Annotated in this window: 19 protein-coding genes; 9 read left to right on the forward strand and 10 right to left on the reverse strand. The window is 71.2% G+C overall.

The genetic code is table 11. The features are described 5' to 3' along the window. Positions 1 to 58 precede the first annotated feature (58 nt). Positions 59 to 307 carry a hypothetical protein gene (locus AC069K_RS02475; protein ID WP_478611350.1) on the reverse strand — a complete coding sequence of 83 codons (249 nt, stop codon included), beginning with the start codon at positions 305 to 307 and terminating at the stop codon, positions 59 to 61. Positions 308 to 495: 188 nt separating this feature from the next. Between AC069K_RS02475 and AC069K_RS02480 the strand changes: the two genes are divergently transcribed. Then, positions 496 to 1,812, forward strand: coding sequence for a phospholipase D-like domain-containing protein (locus tag AC069K_RS02480; protein WP_478611353.1), 1,317 nt, complete (start codon positions 496 to 498; stop codon positions 1,810 to 1,812). A gap of 93 nt (positions 1,813 to 1,905) precedes the next feature. Here the strand turns inward: AC069K_RS02480 and AC069K_RS02485 are convergent, their stop codons facing one another. Then, positions 1,906 to 2,922 carry a LacI family DNA-binding transcriptional regulator gene (locus AC069K_RS02485; protein WP_365108136.1) on the reverse strand — a complete coding sequence of 339 codons (1,017 nt, stop codon included), beginning with the start codon at positions 2,920 to 2,922 and terminating at the stop codon, positions 1,906 to 1,908. Between the two features lie 181 nt (positions 2,923 to 3,103). Between AC069K_RS02485 and AC069K_RS02490 the strand changes: the two genes are divergently transcribed. Genes AC069K_RS02490 through AC069K_RS02505 form a run of 4 tightly spaced genes read left to right on the forward strand, consistent with a single transcriptional unit; the run spans position 3,104 to position 8,527 of the window. Then, a complete protein-coding gene (locus tag AC069K_RS02490; RefSeq protein WP_478611358.1) occupies positions 3,104 to 4,396 on the forward strand; it encodes an ABC transporter substrate-binding protein in 1,293 nt (430 codons plus the stop codon). Continuing rightward, the gene (locus AC069K_RS02495) at positions 4,393 to 5,289 is read left to right on the forward strand and encodes a carbohydrate ABC transporter permease (RefSeq protein WP_478611361.1); all 897 of its coding nucleotides are present in this window, start codon (positions 4,393 to 4,395) and stop codon (positions 5,287 to 5,289) included. The genes AC069K_RS02490 and AC069K_RS02495 overlap by 4 nt, the downstream gene beginning before the upstream one ends. Continuing rightward, on the forward strand, positions 5,289 to 6,107 hold the full coding sequence (locus tag AC069K_RS02500; RefSeq protein WP_365108127.1) for a carbohydrate ABC transporter permease: 819 nt from the start codon (positions 5,289 to 5,291) through the stop codon (positions 6,105 to 6,107). Before AC069K_RS02495 ends, AC069K_RS02500 begins: the two co-directional genes overlap by 1 nt. Further along, entirely contained in the window at positions 6,104 to 8,527 is a 2,424-nt protein-coding gene (locus tag AC069K_RS02505; protein ID WP_478611365.1) for a beta-xylosidase/alpha-l-arabinosidase, read from the forward strand. The genes AC069K_RS02500 and AC069K_RS02505 overlap by 4 nt, the downstream gene beginning before the upstream one ends. Positions 8,528 to 8,694: 167 nt before the next feature. Here the strand turns inward: AC069K_RS02505 and AC069K_RS02510 are convergent, their stop codons facing one another. From AC069K_RS02510 to AC069K_RS02530, 5 genes are all read right to left on the reverse strand, one after another. Continuing rightward, on the reverse strand, positions 8,695 to 9,498 hold the full coding sequence (locus tag AC069K_RS02510) for a GNAT family N-acetyltransferase (RefSeq protein ID WP_478611368.1): 804 nt from the start codon (positions 9,496 to 9,498) through the stop codon (positions 8,695 to 8,697). 213 nt (positions 9,499 to 9,711) lie between these two features. Continuing rightward, positions 9,712 to 10,575: an NmrA family NAD(P)-binding protein gene (locus tag AC069K_RS02515; protein WP_478611371.1), complete on the reverse strand. Its 864-nt coding sequence runs from the start codon at positions 10,573 to 10,575 to the stop codon at positions 9,712 to 9,714. A gap of 92 nt (positions 10,576 to 10,667) precedes the next feature. Continuing rightward, a complete protein-coding gene (locus AC069K_RS02520; protein WP_478611374.1) occupies positions 10,668 to 11,141 on the reverse strand; it encodes a hypothetical protein in 474 nt (157 codons plus the stop codon). A 150-nt stretch (positions 11,142 to 11,291) separates the two neighbouring features. Then, a complete protein-coding gene (locus AC069K_RS02525) occupies positions 11,292 to 11,810 on the reverse strand; it encodes a MarR family winged helix-turn-helix transcriptional regulator (RefSeq protein WP_478611377.1) in 519 nt (172 codons plus the stop codon). Positions 11,811 to 11,990: 180 nt separating this feature from the next. Next, on the reverse strand, positions 11,991 to 12,464 hold the full coding sequence (locus AC069K_RS02530) for a hemerythrin domain-containing protein (protein ID WP_478611380.1): 474 nt from the start codon (positions 12,462 to 12,464) through the stop codon (positions 11,991 to 11,993). Between the two features lie 278 nt (positions 12,465 to 12,742). On the opposite strand from AC069K_RS02530, the gene AC069K_RS02535 reads away from it, so the two are divergent. Beyond that, positions 12,743 to 13,186, forward strand: coding sequence for a nuclear transport factor 2 family protein (locus tag AC069K_RS02535; protein WP_478611383.1), 444 nt, complete (start codon positions 12,743 to 12,745; stop codon positions 13,184 to 13,186). 94 nt (positions 13,187 to 13,280) lie between these two features. On the opposite strand, the gene pdxR is transcribed toward AC069K_RS02535, so the two are convergent. Continuing rightward, positions 13,281 to 14,711 carry a MocR-like pyridoxine biosynthesis transcription factor PdxR gene (gene pdxR / locus AC069K_RS02540; protein WP_478611385.1) on the reverse strand — a complete coding sequence of 477 codons (1,431 nt, stop codon included), beginning with the start codon at positions 14,709 to 14,711 and terminating at the stop codon, positions 13,281 to 13,283. An 89-nt stretch (positions 14,712 to 14,800) separates the two neighbouring features. Between pdxR and AC069K_RS02545 the strand changes: the two genes are divergently transcribed. The 3 genes from AC069K_RS02545 to AC069K_RS02555 all read left to right on the forward strand — a co-directional run bounded on the left by AC069K_RS02545 (position 14,801) and on the right by AC069K_RS02555 (position 17,797). Next, on the forward strand, positions 14,801 to 15,253 hold the full coding sequence (locus tag AC069K_RS02545; RefSeq protein WP_365108105.1) for a carboxymuconolactone decarboxylase family protein: 453 nt from the start codon (positions 14,801 to 14,803) through the stop codon (positions 15,251 to 15,253). Positions 15,254 to 15,478: 225 nt separating this feature from the next. Further along, complete coding sequence (locus tag AC069K_RS02550) at positions 15,479 to 16,717, forward strand: MFS transporter (RefSeq protein ID WP_478611389.1); 1,239 nt, start codon at positions 15,479 to 15,481, stop codon at positions 16,715 to 16,717. 51 nt (positions 16,718 to 16,768) lie between these two features. Further along, positions 16,769 to 17,797 (forward strand): DUF6215 domain-containing protein, encoded by a 1,029-nt coding sequence (locus AC069K_RS02555; RefSeq protein WP_478611392.1) that lies wholly within the window; start codon positions 16,769 to 16,771, stop codon positions 17,795 to 17,797. Positions 17,798 to 17,875: 78 nt separating this feature from the next. Here AC069K_RS02555 and AC069K_RS02560 read toward each other — a convergent pair whose 3' ends face one another. Beyond that, positions 17,876 to 19,003 carry a TolB family protein gene (locus AC069K_RS02560; protein WP_478611395.1) on the reverse strand — a complete coding sequence of 376 codons (1,128 nt, stop codon included), beginning with the start codon at positions 19,001 to 19,003 and terminating at the stop codon, positions 17,876 to 17,878. 128 nt (positions 19,004 to 19,131) lie between these two features. Beyond that, the gene (locus AC069K_RS02565; protein WP_478611398.1) at positions 19,132 to 20,886 is read right to left on the reverse strand and encodes an RICIN domain-containing protein; all 1,755 of its coding nucleotides are present in this window, start codon (positions 20,884 to 20,886) and stop codon (positions 19,132 to 19,134) included. Positions 20,887 to 20,945: the final 59 nt, after the last annotated feature.

Here is a 20,945-nt window from a genome sequence, read left to right on the forward strand (position 1 = left end):
GATCCGCAGCGCGGGCCGACGGGCTCACCGGGCCACCCGGCCGACTACCGGCCCGTACTCACACGCCCCGCGCCCGCTTGCGCTCCTCGCGGGCCTCACGCCAGTTCCGGCCGGCCCTCCGGGCGCGGCTCGTGTACCAGTCCCGGAACTTCCACAGGGCCACCACGAAGGGGGCCAGGATCACGCCGATGAGCAGGGAGCCGCCCCACCCCTTGTCGGAACGGAAGTGCAGATAGAGCACCTCCAGCACGAACGCCAGGAGGAGCAGGAGCGCCAACTTGACCGGTTTGGGAAAGTTCATGGACATCAACTGCCCCCAATTCAGGGCCATATGAGCGCAACCCCGCACCCGAGCAGTCCCGCCGGAGCGCCGCGCCCGGAGCGGACCGCCTGGCCATGCTCGCCCCGCTCTGGACAGGAGGCCAGTGGACCCGGCAAGGGCTGCTCCCCATCGTCGCGTCCGGCGAGTTGGTGATCCTGCATAAGGTGTGCGGCATGAAGAAGACCCGATCTCTGCTCGCCCTGGTGCTGGGGACGTCCGCCCTGGTCGTGGGCGCTCCCACCTCCGCCGGCGCCGACCCGGCGCCGCTCGTCACCACCGGTGCGGTGTTCAACGACCCGACGGGGGACACGGCCGCCCAGGACGCGGTGTTCGGCCACATAGCCCGGCTCGTCGACGGGGCCCCGAGGGGCTCGGACATCAAGATGTCGATGTACGTGCTCGGCTCGGACTATCTCGCCGCCCGGCTGACCGCCGCACACCGGCGCGGGGTGAACGTCCGGGTCGTCCTGGACAACGAGAGCCTGCTGCACTGGGCGGGCAAGGTCACGTATCCGAAGCTGGTCGAAGGCCTCAAGCCCGTGGCGGGGTCCGGCACTTCATGGGTGCGGGTCTGCGCGGAGAACCAGGCGTGCCTCGCCAAGGACCCCAACCCGGCCGACTCCTTCCACGGCGTCAACCACAACAAGTTCGTGCTCTTCTCGCGCACCACCGGCAGCAGCGCGGGCACGGTCCCGGTCGACGACGTGGTCGTGCAGACGTCCGCCAACCAGACTCCGTGGGACCGTCAGCACGCCTTCAACGACGCGCTGACCGTGGCGGGCAACACCGCGCTGTACGCCGCGTACACCGGCTACTTCGACGACCTCGCCAGTGCCCAGGCCGGGACGAAGGCGCAGGTGGCCGACTACCCGACGGAGTATCCGGCGGGCAGCGCGAAGGCGTACTTCTTCCCCCGGGCCGCCTCCGACCCGATCCTCAACATTCTCAACACCGTCGACGACCCGGTCAACGGGCAGCCCGCCTGCTACGGGAACTCCCCGGGCCACGGCACCGAGGACGGCCGCACCGTCATCCGGGTCGCCATGCACCAGATCACCCGGCCCGAGGTCGCCAAGAAGCTGTGGGAGCTCGACGACGCGGGCTGCTACGTCGACATCGTCCACCGCTACCTCGACGTCGCGGGGGCCGGCACGGCGATCGCCGACCAGCTCTCCAGGCCGACCAGGTTCGGCGGGATCTCCCTGCACCGCCTGGACGACGCCGATGACGGCGACGGTGACCCGAACACGCGGAACGCGATGGCCACGCACTCCAAATACCTCCTGATCGACGGGACGTACCTGGGCAAGCCCGACCAGAAGCTCGTCTTCACCGGCAGCCACCCGTACACGAAGAGCGCGTTGACGACGAACGACGAGGCGCTTCTCAAGTACGACGACGCGGCGGTGCACGACGCCTACCGCGAGAACTTCCGCACCCAGCGCGTGCTGGCCGACCAGCAGACGACCCGAGCCGGGTCCGCCGGCTGACCGACGGATCCCGTCGGGGGATGCCGTCGTCTTCGAAAGTTTCGCATCCAGGGGTGGTCCTGTCGCCGAGCCCGGAACCGGGCTGATGCTCCGTCAGCCGTTCGGGGATGCCTGGTGCGGCGGAGCCGTACTGGAGCGCTCGACCAGGCTGGTGGCGAGGTCCACCCGACGGCTTCCGGGGCGTGTGCCGCGGGCGAGGTCGATCACCATGCGGGCCGCGACCTCGGCCATCTCGGTCAGCGGCTGGCGGACGGTGGTGAGCGGCGGGCCGACCCAGCGGGCCAGCGGCAGGTCGTCGAAGCCGACCACGCTGAGGTCCTCGGGGATGCGCAACCCCAGCTCGCGGGCCGCCTCGTAGAGCCCGAGGGCCTGGAGGTCGTTTCCGGCGAACACGGCGGTCGGCCGGTCGGGCAGGTGCAGCAGCTCCCGTCCGATCCGGTGCCCGGCCTCGTGGTGGAAGTCGCCCTCGCGGACCAGCTCCGGGTCGTAGGCGATACCCGCCATGTCGAGGGCCGCGCGGTAGCCGTCGGCCCGCGCCCGGCTGCACATCATGTGGCCCGGGCCGCCGATCAGACCGATCCGGCGGTGGCCGAGGTCGAGCAGGTGCCGGGTGGCTGCCAGGCCGCCGTCCCAGTTGGTGGTGCCGACGGCCGGCACCTCCTGGCCGGGGTCGCCGGCCGGGTCCAGCACCACGAACGGGATGTCGCGCCCGGCGAGTTGTTCCCGCTGGGAGCGGTCCAGGCCGGACAGGACGAGCAGCACGCCGGTGGGGCGGCGGGTGAGCACCCCGTCCACCCAGGACTGGCCGGGGGTGAGCCGTCCGGAGGATTCCGAGAGGACGATGCTCAGGCCTTCCGCGCGCGCCACGTTCTCGACTCCGCGGATCACCTCCATCGCCCAGACGCTCTCCAGCTCATGGAAGACGAGTTCGAGCAGCGGGCTCGCCTGCGTGCCGCGCCGCCGCCGGTATCCGTGTCGGCGCAGCAGCTCCTCCACCCGCTCCCGGGTGGCCGGGGCGACGTCGGCCCGGCCGTTCAGGACCTTCGAAACAGTCGGAGCGGAGACCCCCGCCTCCTGTGCGATCTCAGCGAGCGTCGCCGCTCTCTTCACGTCTTACCTCCTGCCCCGCCCCGCTGGGCGAGCCGCGCGGTGGATGGCCGACGGCACGGATGCTAGTCGCTCGGCCGCTGAGCCCGGATCCCGCCGGGACTCTTGACGGGCCGTGAGGTCGGCCCTAGGGTCCCCGCAACATTCGCTCATCATTGCGCAACATTCGAATGAGGGGTAGAGCATGGGACTGAGACTCGCCGCGATCGCCGCCACCACCGCACTCGTCCTGGGCACGACCGCCGCGTGCGGATCGGACGGCGGATCGTCCGGCGCCGGTTCGGGGACGATCCATGTGATGGTCTACGGCGACGCCGCCAACAAGGTCGAGAAGCAGATGGCCGAGACCTTCAACAAGACCTCCAAGGTCAAGGTGGTGCTCGACACCGTCCCCGGCGCGGACTACCAGCAGAAGTTGCAGACCGTCATCAACACCTCGCACGCCCCGGATGTCTTCTTCAACTGGGGAGGCGGGTCCATCCAGCCCTTCGTCAAGGCCGGCCTGCTGCTTCCGCTGGACGACTTCATCGCCAAGGACCCGGGCCTGAAAAGCAACTTCCTGCCCTCGGTGTTCAACTCGGCCGTCGTGGACGGCAAACCGTACGGAATACCGATGCGCGGCACTCAGCCCGTGCTGCTGTTCCACAACAAGAAGGTGCTCGCCGACGCGGGTCTGACCCCGCCGCGGACCTGGGACGAGCTGATCGCCGCCGGCAAGGCGCTCAAGGCCAAGGGCGTCACCCCCATCGCGCTCGGCGGCGCCGACCAGTGGCCCACCCTGATGTGGTTCGAGTACCTGTACGACCGTATCGCCGGACCCGGCCTGTTCTCCCGGGCCCTGAACGGCGACCGGGCGGCCTGGGCGAGCGAGGACAGCCGCAAGGCACTGGCCACCCTCAGGCAACTGGCCGACTCGGGCGCGTTCGGCCGCACCTTCGACTCCGTGAAGTTCACCGACGGCGGCTCCGCGGCGCTGGTGGCCAGGGGGCGGGCCGCCTTCGAGCTGATGGGCTCCTGGTACTACTCCACCCAGCAGGAGGCCAACCCGGACTTCGCCAGAACCGGCCTCGGCTACACCGGCTTCCCGGCCGTGAGCGGGGGCAAGGGTGACCCGGCCGACGTCGTGGGCAACACCAACAACTTCTACTCGATCCTGAAGAAGACCAAGCACCCGGAGGCCGCAGCCGCGTTCCTCAAACTGATGTACTCCAAGGAGTTCGTCCAGGCCCAGCTCGCCATCGGCAACCTGCCCACCACCGTCAACACCGTCGACTTCCTGGACAAGGCGGCCAGCCCCGCGTACTCGAAGTACCAGTACGAGCTGGTCAAGGCCGCACCCTCGTTCCAGCTCTCCTGGGACCAGGCCTACCCGCCCAGCGCGTCCACCCCCCTGCGCACCGCCGTCCAGCGGTTCTTCTCCGGCAAGCTCGACGCCGACGGCTTCATCAAGGCCATGCAGGCCTTGCCCGCCTCATGAGGGCCGCCGCGAAGGCCGGTACGGGTGTGAGCCGGCCCGGCTTCGTATGGGCGGCGCCCGCCGCGGTGTTCTTCCTGCTCTTCGCGGTCCTGCCGCTCGTCCTGGTCGCCGTGCTCTCCTTCACCAGCTGGGACGGCATCAGCGAGCCGCGCTTCAACGGCCTGGCCAACTGGACCGCGCTGATCCACGACCCGGTGATGACCCAGTCGGTCGGGACCACCCTGCTGCTCACCGGCCTCGGGGTGGTCACCCAGGCACCGGTCAGCCTGCTCCTCGGCGTCTGGGCCGCCGGGCACCAGCGCAACCGGGCCGTGCTCTCCGCGATCTACTTCATACCGCTGCTGCTGTCGGCCACCGCCGTGTCCGTGGTGTGGCGGGCCGTCCTGGACCCCAACTTCGGTGTGCCCTCCCAGCTGACCTGGCTCTTCGGCGACGGGAACCTGCTCGGCAGCCGCAGCGGCGCCCTCGCGGTCCTCACCTTCGTGGGCGTGTGGCAGTTCACCCCGCTGCACGCCCTGATCTACCAGGGCGGCGCCCGCGCCATCCCCCAGGTCCTCTACCAGGCCGCCGCCATCGACGGCGCGGGCACCGTACGGCAGTTCTTCCACATCACCCTGCCGCAACTGCGCAACAGCATCATCACCTCGACGGTCCTGATGGTCGTGGGCGGCCTCACCACCTTCGACACCGTCCTCATCATCACCCAGGGCGGCCCCGGCACCGACACCACCGTGAGCGCCTACTACATGTACCAAAAGGCCTTCAAGAGCTACGACTTCGGCGCCGCGTCGGCCATCGCCCTCGTCCTGGTCGTCGTCGCCACCCTGATCTCACTGGCCATGGTCAAGTTCTCCGGCTACGACCGGATGCGCGGCACGACGGAGGGCCTGTGATGCGCGGGCGCCCCAACTACCTCGCGGGCCTGGGCTCGCTGCTCTGGCTGCTGCTGGTCGGCCTGCCGCTGTACGTGCTGGTGCTCGCCACCGTGCGCACCCGCGCCGACTACTCCACCAAGGGCCCGCTCAGCCCACCGGCCGAGTGGACCGTCCACAACTACCTCACCGACCTGTCCAACGGCTTCGGCCAGGACTTCCTCAACACCCTCACCGTCACCGCCGGCGTGGTCGCGATCGTGCTCCTGGTCGTCCCGCCGCTCGCCTACGCCATCGTACGAGCGCGCGGCCGGGCCACCGGCTGGGTGTTCCGGCTGTTCCTGCTGGGCCTGGCGATCCCCGCGCAGGCGGTGATCGTGCCGATGTTCTACCTGATCAGCAAGGCCGGGCTGTACGACCACCTCATCGGCGTCATCCTGCCGACCGCCGCCTTCTGCCTCCCGGTCTGCACGCTGGTCCTCACCGGCGCGATGCGCGACATCAGCCCCGAGCTGTACGAGGCGATGGCCATGGACGGGGCCTCACCGGCCCGCGTCTTCCGGCAACTGGTGCTGCCGCTGTCCAGGGGCGGCCTGTCCTCCGTCGTGGTCTTCGCCGCCCTCCAGGCGTGGAACGGCTTCCTGTTCCCGCTGATCCTCACCCAGTCCGAGTCCACCAAGGTCATCACCCTCGGCCTGTACGACTTCCAGACCGAGCACGGCGTCGACGTACCCGGACTGCTCAGTGCCGTGGTGCTGTCCATGCTTCCCCTCTTCGTCGTCTACCTGTTCGCCCGCCGCGCCCTCGTCCAGGGCCTGACGGGAGTGGGAGGAAAATGAGCGGCACCCTGAACCCCGAGCCCGAAACCACCCCGAACCCCCAGCCTCACACCACCCCGACCCCCGCCCCGGAGGGTGTTCCCGCCTGGCGGGACACCTCGCTCAGCCCGGAGACCCGCGCCGACGTGCTCATCGCGGAGATGACCCTGCGGGAGAAGACCGCCCAGCTGTTCGGCGTCTGGGTGGGCGCCAGCGACGAGGGCGGCGACGTCGCCCCGCACCAGCACGAGATGGAGGAGCCGCCCGACCTCGACGCGCTGCTGCCGTACGGGCTCGGCCAGGTGACCCGGCCGTTCGGCACGGCACCGGTCGACCCGGCGCTGGGCGCGCTGTCGCTGCTGCGCTCCCAGCGCCGGATCGCCGCCGCCAACCGCTTCGGCATCCCCGCACTCGCCCACGAGGAGTGCCTGGCGGGCTTCGCCGCCTGGGGCGCCACCGCCTACCCCGTACCCCTCTCCTGGGGCGCCGCCTTCAACCCGGCGCTGGTGCGCCGGATGGCCGCCGCGATCGGCCGCGACCTGCGGGCCGTCGGCGTGCACCAGGGCCTCGCACCCGTCCTCGACGTGGTACGCGACGCCCGCTGGGGACGGGTGGAGGAGACCATCGGCGAGGACCCGTACCTGGTCGGCACCATCGCCACCGCCTATGTGCGGGGCCTGGAGTCGGCCGGCGTCGTCGCCACCCTCAAGCACTTCGCCGGGTACTCCGCCTCCCGCGCCGGGCGCAACCTCGCCCCCGTCGGCATGGGCCCGCGCGAGCGCGCCGACGTCATCCTGCCGCCGTTCGAGATGGTGCTGCGCGAAGGCCGCCCCGGCTCGGTCATGCACGCCTACACCGACACCGACGGCATCCCCGCCGCCGCCGACGAGGCACTGCTCACCGGGCTGCTCCGGGACACCTGGGGCTTCGAAGGAACGGTCGTCGCCGACTACTTCGGCATCGCCTTCCTCAAGACCCTGCACGGCGTGGCCGAGGACTGGTCGCAGGCCGCCGCGCTGGCGCTCACCAGCGGCGTCGACGTCGAACTGCCGACCGTGAAGACCTTCGGACCGCCCCTGCTCGACGCCGTCGCCACCGGGCTCGTACCGGAGCGGCTGATCGACCGGGCACTGCGCCGGGTGCTGGTGCAGAAGGTCCGGCTCGGGCTGCTGGACCCGGACTGGAACCCCGTGCCCGACGCCCTCGCCCACGCCGATCTGAGCGCCCCCGAAGCGCTGCGCGGTCTCGTCGACCTCGACCCGCCCGCCAACCGCGCACTCGCCGCCGAACTCGCCGAGCAGGCCGTGGTGCTGCTGCGCAACGACGGCGTGCTGCCGCTGGGCCGTCCGGCCCGGATCGCCGTGATCGGCCCCAACGCCGACGAGCCCACCGCGGTGCTGGGCTGCTACTCCTTTCCCGTACATGTGGGCCGCCAGCATCCGAATGCGCCGCTCGGCATCGAACTTCCCACCCTGCGGGAGGCGTTGCACGCGGAGTTCCCCGACTGCGAGGTGCGGACGGTACGCGGCGTGGGGGTCGACGACGACGACACGAGCGGCATCCCGGCGGCCGTCCGGGTCGCGCGCGGGACCGACCTGGTGGTGCTCGCCCTCGGCGACCGGGCCGGACTCTTCGGCCGCGGCACCAGCGGCGAGGGCTGCGACGCCGCCTCCCTGGAACTCCCCGGACGCCAGAGCGAGTTGCTGGACGCCCTGCTGGACAGCGGAACCCCCGTCGTGGTCGTCCTGCTGGCGGGACGGCCGTACGCGCTGGGGCGCGCGGTGAGCGAGGCGGCGGCGATCGTGCAGTGCTTCTTCCCGGGCGAGGCGGGTACCCGGGCCGTGGCGGGCGTGCTCAGCGGCCGGGTCAACCCGTCCGGGCGGCTGCCGGTCAGTATCCCCGCACACCCCTGCGTCCAGCCCTCGACCTACCTCGCCGCGCGGCTCGCCCAGGCGAGCGAGGTCTCCAGCACCGACCCGACGGCTGCCTACCCCTTCGGGCACGGCCTCGGCTACAGCGAGTTCACATGGTCGGGGCTGGCGGTCGAGACCGCGGAAACCGGCACCGACGGGGAGTTCCGGCTCGCCTTCGAGTTGCGGAACACGGGGGAGCGGGCGGGCACCGAGGTCGTCCAGCTCTACCTCCACGATCCGGTGGCGGCCGTGGTGCAGCCGGTGCAGCGGCTGGTCGGCTACCGCCGCGTCGCGCTGGCCGCGGGCGCCGGGTGCCGCGTGGAGCTGGTGGTACCCGCCGACCTCGCCTCCTTCACCGGTCGTGAGGGGCACCGGATCGTGGAGCCGGGCGCGCTGGAACTGCGGATCGCCGCCTCCAGCACCGACGCCCGCTTCCGCGTACCGCTGCGGCTCACCGGCCCGGTGCGCCCGCTCGACCACACCCGCCGTCTCCACCCGACCATCACCGTACGGGCCACCCATCCGTGAAGGGTTGTCGGTGGCCGGGGCCCGCTGGGGCCGTGAACAGCACGGCACCGACTGCCCGCACTCCTGGCGGTTGCGGACCGGCGGGCCGGAGGGACTCGTCCACACCTGGCCCGCCGGGACTCCGCGGGCCGACCCGCCCTACCCGGATGATTTCGCCTCGGTGCTGGTCAGTGGGAGGACCACCAGGTCGACGGCGTGACGGCGGTGAAGCCCAGCGACTCGTACAGGGGACGTCCGAGCCGGGAGGCGGTGAGCGTCACCGGCAGATGCGCCATGGGCGCCAGCGAGCCGAGCATGACGGCCCGCCCGGCACCGCGGGAGCGCCGGGTCGGCGGCGTGCCGACCCAGTAGTGGCTGCCGAATCCGTCGTGGACGACGGTGACACCGGCTCCGACCGCCTCACCGTCGAGAACAGCGAGGTACACGTCCACGCCCGGCTGCTCGATCAGCGTCGCGGGGAACATCTCGCCGGGTCGGTACGGCGTGAATCCGTCCAACTCGAAGCCCTCGATCACGATCTGCTCGGCGGCCTCCAGCTCACGCGCGCGCTGGACCCGGACCACCTCGATCGCCGGGGCGGGGACCGGGCCGGGCGGGCGCACCATGATCGGCATCTGCCAGTTGCGCAGGCCCAGATGGCTCAGGTCGGTGGAGCCGAACGGATCCTCCGCACCCACCGGCCCGTTCGCCCGGCCCGCCAGCTCGGTCAACTCGGCCAGCTCGTCCGAGTCGAGATCGGGCTCCTGCACCAAGAACCGCGTCCCGGCCCGCTCATCGCCAAGCACCGCGAGGAAGCCGCGCCGCTGGATCACCTCATGGCCACGGGACTTGCCGGTCGCTGCCCAGAACGCGGCGGAGTTGCGGGCCTGGTGTATCGCCGCGTCACCCGAGGTCGGGGGATGATCCGCAGGGTCCTGGCCGATCCGCTCGTCGGCGCGGCGGTCGGCGGTGGTGTGCGAGGTGTCGGCCATGGGTGGCTCCTGTTCGGTCACGGTGCGGTGGTCCAGGCGGGGGGACATGCGAACCCCGGGGAAGCCGACCCCGGGCCCTCTCCATACCTCCTGCCTGACCGCGCAATGTCCCGCACAACTGGGCCAATCTCAAACGAGTTTCTTGAGGGCAGCTCCCAGGTTCACTCCCTGAAGCGCCAGTAATTGCCGCGACGCACTCCGCGAGGCAGCCGCCTATGGGTGGAACCGCGCCTGGTGCTCGTGCAGGAAGGCGTCGAGGGTGCGGGGGCGGCGGCCGAGGACGTCGGCGACCGTGGTGGTGGGGGTTTCGGGGCGGGCGAGGGCGAGTTGCTGGATCTCCACCACATGGTCGGCCAGCCACGTGGGCATGTGGGCGTTGCTGATGAGGTTGTCGCGGAGTTCGTCCGGCGTGAGGTCCACGTAGCGGATCCGTCGGCCGGTCAGGGCGGACAGCCGGTGGGCGAGTTCGGTGTAGGAGACGGCTTCCGGTCCGGTCAGGGTGTAGGTTCCGCCGGCGATGGCGGGCCTGGTGAGCGCGGCGGCGGCGACGTCGCCGATGTCGCGGCAGTCGATGTGGTTGTACGGCGCGTCGCCCGTCGCGCCGAGGATGACGCCCCGGGATGCGGTGGGCGCCAGGCGCAGGAGGTTCTGCATGAAGGCGTAGGGACGCAGGATGGTGTGGGTGAGGCCGCTCGCGCGCAAGTGTTCCTCCACGGCGTGGTGTCCGCGCGAGATGGCCACCGGGGAATCCGGTTCGGCGGCGGGTGCGGAGATCTTGACGACGTGTCCGATGCCGGCGCGCGCGGCCATGTCGATGACACGGGTCTCGAGCGCGACCTGTGCGGGGCTGTTGGCCAGGGCGAGGAAGAGCTGGTCGGCGCCCTGGAAAGCGGTGTGCAGGGAGTGCGGGTCGGTGGCATCGGCGTACCGCACCTCACAGGGCGGTTGTGCGCCGGTGGTGCCGGGGATGGGCTGGTGAGGAGTACGGGTCAGGGCGCGGACGGGCAGGCCGAGGGGGAGAAGGCTGTGGAGCAGGGCGTTTCCGGTGGCTCCGGTTGCTCCCATGACGACGATCATCGTGTGCTCGTTTCCTGGTGACTTCCCGGCACTGGGCGTTGCCGGACGCGGTGGGCTGGAGAGGCGCGGGACCGGTGTCCCGGCGGGGTGGGTTATGCCGGGGGCGGTGTGGTGGTGCTGCGCCAGCGCAGCGTGACGATGGTGGTCGCGAGGGCCGTGGAGACGGGCAGGTCGATACGCAGGCGCTCCAGCCACGGCGTTGCGGTGACGGGGGTGCGGGCGGGGAGCCACTGCGCGGCGAACCAGCCGAGCAGGGCTGCCGCGCCGGTGGTGAGGATGACGAGTGCCGTGGTCAAGGCGGTACGCGGCACGGCGACGGTCCAGGGCCGGGGTCGCCCGCCGTGCCGCAACCAGATGCCGACCAGCAACGCCACCACGGCGGAGGTGCCGGCGATGGAGGTGCAGGCGGCAAGGGCGAGGTCCCGTTGCCCGGTGACGACCCCGGGGGCGCCGGCCATGAGCGCGGGGGCGGCATAGGCGGTCAGCACCTCGCGCCAGAGGAGGAACGGCCGTGATGGGCGGGAGGATGGTCGGTTCCGGTGGGTCGTGTCCCTGGTTGCGGGCATGCCGGCCTCTTTCTCGTGGGGGAGTGAAGGGAAGGGGTGCTGTGGGCGGGCGAGCAGGCGCGCACACCCGTCACTATAATTAGGTGGCTAACTACTACTGCGTGAAAATGGCCCAGCCCGAAGGCGGGGCCGAACCGGATGGGGGTCGGGTCAGTCAGCGGCCAGGGCCGCGCTGCCGCGTACGACGCGGGCGAGGAGATCCAGGAACACCGCACGCTCGTCGACGGAGAGCCCGCCTACCATCGCCTCCAGTCGCCGGAAGTGCTCGGAGGCCATGTCGCGCAGGCGCTGCGCCCCGCGTGCGGTAAGGATGGCCACCGTGCCCCGCCCGTCCTCCGCGGAGGGGCGGCGGGCGATCAGGCCTTCGCGCTCAAGGCCGTCCAGCAGGCCGGTAACCGTGGCCCTGGAGACTCCGAGGTCGGCCGCGAGGTGCGAGGGGGACTTCTCCCCGCCGTGGTCTTCGAGGTCGGCGAGGAGGCGGTAGCGTCCCGTCGACAGGCCGAACCTGGCGAAGTGCGCCTCCGCCGCCCGTCCGACCCTCGCGCCCGCCGAGATCAGACGCACCGCGACCAGCACCGCCTGCGGGTCGACATCCAGGCCGTAGTGCTCGACCTGCCGCCTGGCCTGGTCCAGTGTGGGTGCTTCGGCCTGGATGTCGTCCCTCGTCATGCAGATAATATGGCGCCTAATCACTTCCCCTGTCAAGGACGCTTGAGCTGTTACACCTGAGCTGCGACGCCTGAGTGGTGACATCCGAGCTGTCAGAGGCACTCGGGATGCGGCGCACCCCTCTCCGGGATCACCAAGTGACTCTTGAGAGGCTGCCCCGGCGACGCGGCCGGTCGGGAACTACTGGGTGGCGCTGGGCACGTCGAGGGGGTTGGAGGGGGCCTTCGCCTTGGCGGTCTGCATCTGCTCGCCGAGCTCGGTGAGGCGGTTGCGGCCCATGGCCTTGCGGACGTCGGGGAACCAGTCGTCCTCCTCCTCTTCGACGTGGTGGCGGACGTTCTCGATCAGGACGGTCATCTTGGCCTTGAAGCGCTCGTCGGCCGGGTCCATCTTCTTGAGTTCGGCCAGCATCCACACCACGGCATGGTGTTCCTCGACGCTTTCGAGGATGTGGTCGGTGGTGTCGGGGGCGGACTGGCGGGCGGCGGGGTAGAAGATCTCTTCCTCGATGAACGCGTGAACGGTCAGTTCTTCGATGATCTTGTCCGCGAGCTCGCGGCGTTCGGCGTGGTCGTCGTCGCCGGTCTTCTCGAACTGCTTGAACAGCTTCTCGACGTTCTTGTGGTCCTCACGCAGCAGCACGATGGCGTCCATGAAGGAGCTTCCCTTTCCTGGTCTGGCTCCGGGTTCGGGTTCGGGTTTGGATTCCGACTCCGGTTCCCGTTCCGTTTCCGGTGTTCTGTGAGGATCCGGTTCCCCGGTTGCGCACATTGATGCGCCGCAGGGGAAGGGGCCACTCCCCTGCGTCCAGGCTGTCGGTTGTGGCGATGCAGGCGCCCTACGTCAGAGGTAATGGCCTCGCCCCGTCTGCGTGGGCAACCTTGGTGACCTCGCCGCGTCGACGGGACGCGGGCCGGGAGGGAGAGGTCATCGTGTCCATAGCCGCACCCACGAACACACGCGCCGTGGTCGAAGAGCTGCTGCGCAGGATCGGGGAGGGCGACCCCGACCGCATTGCCGAGCTGTATGCCGAGACGGCCGACTGGAAGCTGGACTGGCCGGAGGCCGAGCACGGCCGGGCTGCCACACCGTGGATCCGGGACCGGTCCACCCGTGCCGACGCGGCCGCCCACTATCGCGAGGTCGCCCAGCACCACATGCCGGAGCACGCGGCGACGGAGATCGAGCGCGTCCTCATCGACGGAAACGACGCGGTCGTGCTCGGCGAGATCCGCCAGACCGCCCGGCCCACCCGACGTGCGTATCGTGCGCGGTTCGCCCTGCACCTCACCGTCGAGGACGGCCTGGTCACCCGGCACCACGTCTACGAGGACAGCCTCGCCGTCGCCCAGGCCTTCGAGGCGGAGGAGCGGTGAGGGGCGTAGACCGAAGGTGATGGTCTCGGTCACCGTCCCGCAAGAAAGACGCCGGCGGCACCACGGATGGAGCCACGCGCGCGAATAGCCCCCATCACTCCGCGTCCGGCAGTGCCAGGCACAGTGCCTCCAGCGCGGCCTCGAAGGCGTGGTCGGGCGGAGTCCCGTATCCGATGACGAGGCCGTCGCGCGGTGGCATGTCACTGTCGGGGTGGCGGTAGGCGGCGAGGCCCTCCAGGGCGAGTCCCTGGCGGGATGCCGCGCGTACCGCGCTCGGCTCGGTGCCCGGTGGGAGGCCGAGGACGGCGTGCAGACCGGCGGCGATGCCGTCGATCCCGATGTGGGGCGCCCTCGCCCGCAACGTGGCGACGAGCCGGTCGCGCCGGCGGCGGTAACTCAGCCGCATGCGGCGCAGATGCCGGTCGTACGCGCCGCAGGCGACGAAGTCGGCGAGGGTGAGCTGGTCCAGGGCCCCGGTCCACATCTCGCGGTCGCCCTTGACGGCCAGGAGGTCACCCACGAGGTGGTCGGGCACCGCCATCCAGCCGATGCGGAGCGCGGGCGACAGGCTCTTGCTGGTCGACCCGATGTAGACGACACGATCGGGATCGAGGCCCTGGACGGCGCCGACCGGCTGGCGGTCGTAGCGGAACTCGCCGTCGTAATCGTCCTCGATCACCAAACCGCCCGTCGCCCGCGCCCAGTCGATCACCGCGGCCCTGCGCTCCGGGTGCAGAGGCCCCCCGGTGGGGAACTGGTGGGCCGGAGTGAGCAGCACCGCGCCCGCACCGGTCGTCGGCAGCGTGTCGATCACGGCTCCCCGCGCGTCCACGGGCAGCGGCACGGTGCGGCGCCCGGCCGCGGTCAGCAGGGAGCGATGAAAGCCCAGTCCGTACGACTCGACCGCCACCTCGCCCTTCACGGCCTGCCCGAGCATGCTCAGCGCAGGGGCGAAGCCGGCGCAGATGATGATCCGGTGGGGTGAGGTGCGCACGCCCCGCGCCCGGGCCAGGTATTCCGTGAGGGCCGTCCGCAGCTCGACGCGGCCCTGCGGATCGCCCACGCCGAACGCGTCGTTGGGCGCCGCGTTCAGCGCCCGCCGCGCGGAGGTCTGCCAGGCCGACCTGGGGAACGCGGCGGCATCCGGCGAGGTCGGCATCAGGTCGTAGGCGGGGCGGCGCACGGGCGGCGCCGATCGGCGCGGGCGGTCCGAGGGCAGCGGTGTGCTGCGCCGGGCGACGCGGGTGCCCGACCCCTGGCGGGCGGCGAGCCAGCCCTCCGCGACCAGTTCGCCGTACGCCTCACCGACGGTGTTGAGGGCGATCCCGAGGTCCCTGGCCAAGCTCCGGTACGAGGGCAGACGGGTGCCGGGTGCCAGGCGGCCGGAACCGATGGCTTCACGGAGGGCGCGCATCACCTGCTCGCGCAGGGTGCCCTCGCCACTCAGCTCCAGGTGGAAGTCCGTTCCCGATCCCGGTTCGGGGCCGGGTCGCGAGGGCGTCCCGGCGTCCGTCCCCGCAGCCACAGGGTCACGGCCTTCAGTAGAATTGCCCCAACGATTCGACATGAGAATGCACCATACCGGGGGGCTAATCCGCTCCTACCGTTCTCGGTATGACAACCGTTCAGATTCCGCAGCGCATGAACTTCGCCACCGTCGCTCCCAAGGTCTTCAAGGCCGTCCTCGCCCTGGACGCCGCCGCCCGCCAGGGCCTCGATCCGGTGCTGGTCGAACTCGTGCAGATCCGCGCGTCCCAGATCAACCGGTGTACGTACTGCATCGACTACCACACGGGTGACGCCCGCAAGGCGGGCGAGAGGGAAGAGCGCATTTACCAGCTCAACGGCTGGGAGGAGTCCAGCCTCTACACGTCCGAGGAGCGTGCCGCGCTCGCCCTGACCGAGGCCGTCACCCGGCTGCCCGACGGGGTTCCGGACGCCGTGTACGTCGAGGCCGCTCAGCACTTCACGGAGCCGGAGCTGGCCCAGCTCATCGCCCTCATCTTCACGGTCAACACGTGGAACCGGATGAACGTCGCCACGCGCAAGACCCCGGGCACCCAGTAGTTCCCTTCTGCCGCATCCCCGCGCCGACATACGTATTCCGCAACTCCTGCCCCGACCACGGGCGGTGGCCGCCGTCCAGGCCGGTCACCGCCCGTGGTGCGTCCCCTCCACCCACGGCACCGCGCCGCCCGACCCGTGCTGCCCGTGCAGGCGGCCGTGCCCGTACCGGTACCCGTGCCCGTACCTGTCTCCGTACCCACGCCTGAAAGGACGGCCGACACCGTCATGCCAGCCCTCGCCGACAACTCACCCCCCGCGCAACGGCGTTCACCGGTCAGGGGGTGGCTCGCCGTTCTCGCCGTGACGTTGGGCATCTTCTCGCTGATGACCTCCGAGCTGCTGCCCGTGGGGCTGCTCACCCCGGTCGGCACCGACCTGGACGTTTCCGCGGGCACGGCCGGACTCATGGTGACCGTGCCCGGGCTGGTGGCCGCGGTCGCGGCGCCGCTGGTCACCGTGGCCACCGGCCGCTTCGACCGCCGTCTGGTGCTGGTCCTCCTCGTCGGGCTCGTCGGAGCGGCGAACCTCGCGTCCGCGTTCGCCACCGACTTCACCCTGGTCCTGGTGGCGCGCTTCCTGATCGGTATCAGCGTGGGCGGCTTCTGGTCGCTCGCCGGAGGCATCGCCCTGCGGCTCGTTCCGGAGAAGCAGGTTCCGCGGGCGACCGCGGTGATCTTCGGCGGTGTGGAGACCGCTTCCGTCCTCGGTGTACCCACCGGCACCTTCATAGGTGACCTCGCGGGGTGGCGCACCGCGTTCGCGGCCGTCGGCGCACTGGGGCTGCTGGCCCTCGTCTGCATGGTCCTTCTGCTGCCCGAGCTGCCACCGCGGCGCACTCTCAGGCTCGGCGACCTGCCGACGGTGTTCAGGGCCAACTCCGGTGTACGGGTGGGTGTCGCCCTGACGTTCCTGATCATCACGGGGCACTTCATCGCGTACACGTTCGTCCGCCCCCTCCTGCACGAGCGCGACGTCGGTGACAGCGGTACCAGCCTGCTCCTGCTGGTCTTCGGTCTGGCCGGGATCTGCGGCAACTTCGCGGCAGGCGCCCTGGTCACCACGCGGCTGCGCCAGACCATCGGCGCCGTGGCCCTGCTCCTGGCGACGGCCATGACGCTGCTCGCCCTCACATCCGCCGGTGTGGTGGTCTCCGCGGGTGCGCTGGTGCTGTGGGGCCTGGGGTACGGCGCGGTTCCGGTCACGCTCCAGACGTGGATCCTCGGTGTGGAGCCCCGGGCGACCGAGGCGGTGTCCTCGCTGTTCGTCTCGACGTTCAACCTCTCCATCGCCTTGGGCGCTCTGCTCGGCGGGCTGGTGGTCGAGTCGCTGGCGGCCACGAGTGTGCTGTGGATCGGCTGCGCGCTCTCGCTCCTCGCCCTGGTCACGGGGCCGTGGCCGAGGGACCTGCTGATCCGGCGCCCGGCTTCCAAGCGGTGGGCCGGGACCACCCCACCAGGCCGGTGATCGGCCGGGAAACGATTGGCGGCCGTGGTCTTGTCATGGTGAGATCACCAGATGCTCGGTTTCCTCCTCCGTCTCCTCCCTTACTGGGTCCGCGAGCCGTTGCTCATCGTGCTCGGGTCCGTTCTCGGCGTACGCCTCGTGCATCTCGCCGTCCGCGACCAGGACCCGGTCATGGCGGGGCTCGGTGCGGTATTCCTCGTGTTCACCGCGATACGCGTCCACGCGGTGCGCCGTGCCCTGCGCGCACGCCGCGACCCGGGCCCGCCGGTCCCCGAGGCCGAGGAGGCGGAGTCCGAGAAGGCGGTCGACGGCGCCGCCCTGGCGCAGGCCCCGTCCGCGCCGCTGCCCGCCCCGGGCACCCCGGAGAAGCAGCCCCACGTCTGGGGCCAGGCCGTCGCGGCGGTGGCCGTGGTCGGGGCGCTCGTGGCGGCGGTATGGGTGGTCCCACGCGTCCTGCCGTCCTCGGAGGACAGCGCGTCGCACCCCGCGTCGTGTCCGGCGGGCGAGCGCAAGGAGCCGCCGGCGGCATACAAGGCGACACCGCGGGCCGTCAGCGGTGACCAGCTGTGCACGGCACTCAACCGGCCCGACCTCGCCCAGCTGCTGGGCACACCGGGAGAGACGGCGACCACGGCCTCCGGGACCAGCAACACCGCGCCTCTGACGGGCGAGAAGATCGCCTCGCCCGAGGCCGAGGTCAGGTTCGGCACCTACACCGTGCATCTGTCGGCCACGTACAACAGGCTGTCGGTGGCCCAGTACGGCAAGTTGATGAAGTTCGGCAACGAGAGGGACCTCAAGACGCTGACGGTTCTCGGCCGGCCGGCCACCTTTTCCTCGGACCACACCATGGCGTTCAAAATCGCCTTTGGAGGTGGCACGTCCCAGGCCGAACAAGGCCCACTGGCCCGGACGCTGTCCGTGGCACTGGACCGGAAGGACGAGGGCGGTTACTACGAGGTCACCGTATGGAGCACCACCGGTGCCCTCCCGGACGACAGCGTTCTCGTCGGCATCGCCGAGAAGGTCCTCCCGACGATCCCCGAACGGGCAGCCCGGCAAGACGCGCCCATGAGTTGACCGGCCCGAAACCAAGGGCCCCGCGCGATGCGGCGGCACAGGTGGCCACGCCGGGCCATGGCGTGGGCGGAGCGGCGATCAGAAGAAGTGGCGGACGAAGACGTCCGACTTGCCGTTGGTGTCGCCGGGCACGATGTCGTCCGCCGTGGACGCGAAGACCACGTCGCGCCCGTCGGCGCTGACCGCGTCGGTCCCGGCCGAGGCGGGTCGGGTGGAGACGGTCTCCTCGGTGCCCGTGCGCAGGTCGCGCAGGACGAGTGACGGTCCCGTCGCGTCCTGTGGGGCGTACAGCAGGTAGCGGCCGGTGGGATCGACGGCCACGCCCCGAGCGTTCGATACGAGCTCGGCGGTGCCCGAGCGCAGGTCGTGGACGTAGGTGTCGGTGCCGGAGAGGTAGACGACCGTGCTGCCGTCCTTGCTGAGCTGGACGAGTGTCGCCGCCGCGGAGAGGCCCTCGACGGGGCCGGAGGTGGTACCGCCGGTCCGGTCCCGTACGAAGACGTCCCGCGTCCTGCCGTCCTGGTAGGCGACGTAGCGGCCGTCGCCGCTGATGGAGGGGCGGGAGGGAGAGGTGTGGCCGAGGTCGGCGACGGTCTCCTTGGCTCCCGTCTTCGCGTCCTGAACCTCGACGCGTTGGGTCGAGGACTGCTGCTTGAGGATGGCAAGGGCGATATGACGGCCGTCCGCGCTGAGCGACGGCTGGTTGCAGCTGTACGCCGAGCAGTCGGCGGAAGCCGTCCTTCCCGTACTCACCTGGTACTGGCGGATCCGCACGTTGTTCACCCACTGCACGGGATAGGCGACGTACTCACCGTCGCCGCTGATCACCGGGGGCTGGAGGGCGGTCAGGTTCCCCATCCGGGTGGTCTGCCGTGCCTGCTGGTCGCGGACGTACACCCGGTCGCTTCCCGTCGTACCGTCCGGGGTCAGGTTCCTCGCCGACGACGTGAAGACGATGTGGCGGCCGTCGGGTGTGATCGAGGCGCCGGCGGAGTTGTCGTCGGCCTCGGCGTCGTCGGGCGCGACGCTGATCCGCTCGACGCCGGCTGCGAGGCCGGGCACGACGCCCGCCACCGCTGCCGGTTCGGCCGAGGCGGCGGTGGGCAGCAGCGCCGTGACCGCACCGGCCGCGACCGCCGCGCGCAGGGCAACGGTCGCTCTACGTCCGGCGCGTCCGGTGGTGCTCCGGTTCGCGTTTCTCCTCATGATTTCCCCCTTGGAAGGACCGGTCTTTCCTCCGGCTCCCACCGGAGGACCACGAGCATCGGGCGAGCGCGACGGGATCGCGGGTCGACGCGTCACGTGACACGCTCAGTTCAGGCCTGCCCCATGGTTCAGGCCTGCCACATGAGCCAGGGGTCGTCGCGGCAGTCCTGTTGCAGCACCGGCTCGTTGCCGCGCGAACCCGCGCGGGAACCGGCGCACTTGCCGCTGTGGACATTGACCAACTGCCAGGCCCGGAAGGCACTGCGGTAGCGCAGCGTCCAGAACTGGTCGGGGAACAGGCCCTGCCGGTCGCCGCACAGGTAGTGGGTGACGGCGGCGTCATTGTCGACTTTGGCGCCCTCGACGGACAGACACAGGCCGCTGAACCGGTTGCGCACGGAGTAGACAGCGGGCGGCCCGGCCGACTCCCGGGTGAGATGCCACTGCTGTTCGGCGTCCTCACCGCAGCCGACCTGGACCATGCCCGCCGCGGGGGTCTGGCTCCCGGGCGGGACGGACAGACACAGGTGGCTGCCCGCGTTCGCCAGCCGGAACAGACCGTTCGGGGCGTCCGGCAGCTCCGGCGTGGGTCCGGGAGCCGGAGCCGAGTCGCCGGGGGCGGGCGCAACCGCGGTCCCCGGGGCGGACGGCGCCACGAACCCGCCACCCCGGGCAGGCGCCGCCGGGGCCACCGGAGGCGGTGTCTTCGGTGGGGAAGGGCTCACGGGGGAGGGGCTCCCGGGCGGAGGCGTGGTGAGCGGAGTCGCGGATCGTCCCGTAGCGCCGGGGGAGGGCTGGTACTGCAACCGGTACGGCTGGACGCCCTGGGAGACGGGGGCGGGCGGGGCGGAACGCTCGCGTTGAACGACCACCACGGCCGTCGCCGCCGACACCGCGACCGCGAGGACGGTGAACACGGCGAGGACGGCGGTCACGGCCAGGGAGGTACGCACCGGGCTGTGACGCGGGGCGGCGGCGACGAGCTGCCCGGCCGCCCCCGGCACCACCGTCGCCGGGGGCGAGGCGTTGTACGGCAGCGGCGGCAAGTCCGTGGGGGTGATGACGTGCGCCGCGGAAGGGCGGTCGGTGCGCTCCAGGACAACGCCTCGCAGCGGCGGGCCGGCCGCGGCCCGGTGCTCCCGCCACAGGCACTCCACCTCGTGCCCGGAGTGAGCCAGCCCGTCGGCCGTGCGCGCCAGCGCGAGCACCAGATCGGTACCGGCGGTCACCGGTGTCGTGGACCCGGCGGGGAGGGCGGCACGGCTCGCCGCCCGCGCCCGCCCGAGGATCTGCCGGGCGCCGTCGTGGAGGAACCGTACGGCCTCCAACTGCCGGAGCGCCCGGTCCAGTAGTGCGTCGGCCGCTGGTTCGGAGTCCGTATCCGGTTGCGGGGAGGGCGTTGGTGCCGGCATCCCGGCCGTCCGGGCCGCCTCGGGCCGCTGCGCCGGGTCCGGAGCGGCGGCCCGGAAGACGTCGTTGTTCCCGAGCAGTGCGCTCACGAGGGCGAGGAGGCTGCGGACGAGCCCTTCGGCCTCCGCGAGATCGGCCTCGGCCCGCCGTAAGGCCTCGTCGAGTTTGAGACCGGGCGCCGCCTCGGCCTCGGCGACGAGCGCCGCCTCGTGCAGCCGGTGTGCCCGTTGGAGCAGCGTCTGCCGTCCGCGCGGGTCGCGCACCCGGTCCCGTACCACGGCGTTGAGCCGGCCGAGGGGAATGACCCGGGCGCCGCTGCGGTATTCGCTCCACGTCGTCTTGCTGCCGCCGTACCGCTGAGCGAGCTCACGGACCGTCAGTTCGGCGGTGAGTTCCCCCAGAAAACCGGCTAAGGCGTCGGCTGCTCGCGTCGCACCCTTCGGTGCCCCTTGTGGACGTCCTCTTCTGCGCACGGTCGGTCCCCCCGAGATGTCCGCGGACAACCCCCATTGTCCGGCCCCTCGACCTGAGC

The sequence above is a fragment of the Streptomyces sp. NPDC043908 genome, assembly GCF_056435525.1.

Coding starts and splice junctions, on each gene's coding strand:
- AC069K_RS02475 (WP_478611350.1), bottom strand. CDS start 307: ATGTCCATGAACTTTCCCAAACCGGTCAAGTTGGCGCTCCTGCTCCTC.
- AC069K_RS02480 (WP_478611353.1), top strand. CDS start 496: ATGAAGAAGACCCGATCTCTGCTCGCCCTGGTGCTGGGGACGTCCGCC.
- AC069K_RS02490 (WP_478611358.1), top strand. CDS start 3,104: ATGGGACTGAGACTCGCCGCGATCGCCGCCACCACCGCACTCGTCCTG.
- AC069K_RS02495 (WP_478611361.1), top strand. CDS start 4,393: ATGAGGGCCGCCGCGAAGGCCGGTACGGGTGTGAGCCGGCCCGGCTTC.
- AC069K_RS02500 (WP_365108127.1), top strand. CDS start 5,289: ATGCGCGGGCGCCCCAACTACCTCGCGGGCCTGGGCTCGCTGCTCTGG.
- AC069K_RS02505 (WP_478611365.1), top strand. CDS start 6,104: ATGAGCGGCACCCTGAACCCCGAGCCCGAAACCACCCCGAACCCCCAG.
- AC069K_RS02510 (WP_478611368.1), bottom strand. CDS start 9,498: ATGGCCGACACCTCGCACACCACCGCCGACCGCCGCGCCGACGAGCGG.
- AC069K_RS02515 (WP_478611371.1), bottom strand. CDS start 10,575: ATGATCGTCGTCATGGGAGCAACCGGAGCCACCGGAAACGCCCTGCTC.
- AC069K_RS02520 (WP_478611374.1), bottom strand. CDS start 11,141: ATGCCCGCAACCAGGGACACGACCCACCGGAACCGACCATCCTCCCGC.
- AC069K_RS02525 (WP_478611377.1), bottom strand. CDS start 11,810: ATGACGAGGGACGACATCCAGGCCGAAGCACCCACACTGGACCAGGCC.
- AC069K_RS02530 (WP_478611380.1), bottom strand. CDS start 12,464: ATGGACGCCATCGTGCTGCTGCGTGAGGACCACAAGAACGTCGAGAAG.
- AC069K_RS02545 (WP_365108105.1), top strand. CDS start 14,801: ATGACAACCGTTCAGATTCCGCAGCGCATGAACTTCGCCACCGTCGCT.
- AC069K_RS02550 (WP_478611389.1), top strand. CDS start 15,479: ATGCCAGCCCTCGCCGACAACTCACCCCCCGCGCAACGGCGTTCACCG.
- AC069K_RS02555 (WP_478611392.1), top strand. CDS start 16,769: ATGCTCGGTTTCCTCCTCCGTCTCCTCCCTTACTGGGTCCGCGAGCCG.
- AC069K_RS02560 (WP_478611395.1), bottom strand. CDS start 19,003: ATGAGGAGAAACGCGAACCGGAGCACCACCGGACGCGCCGGACGTAGA.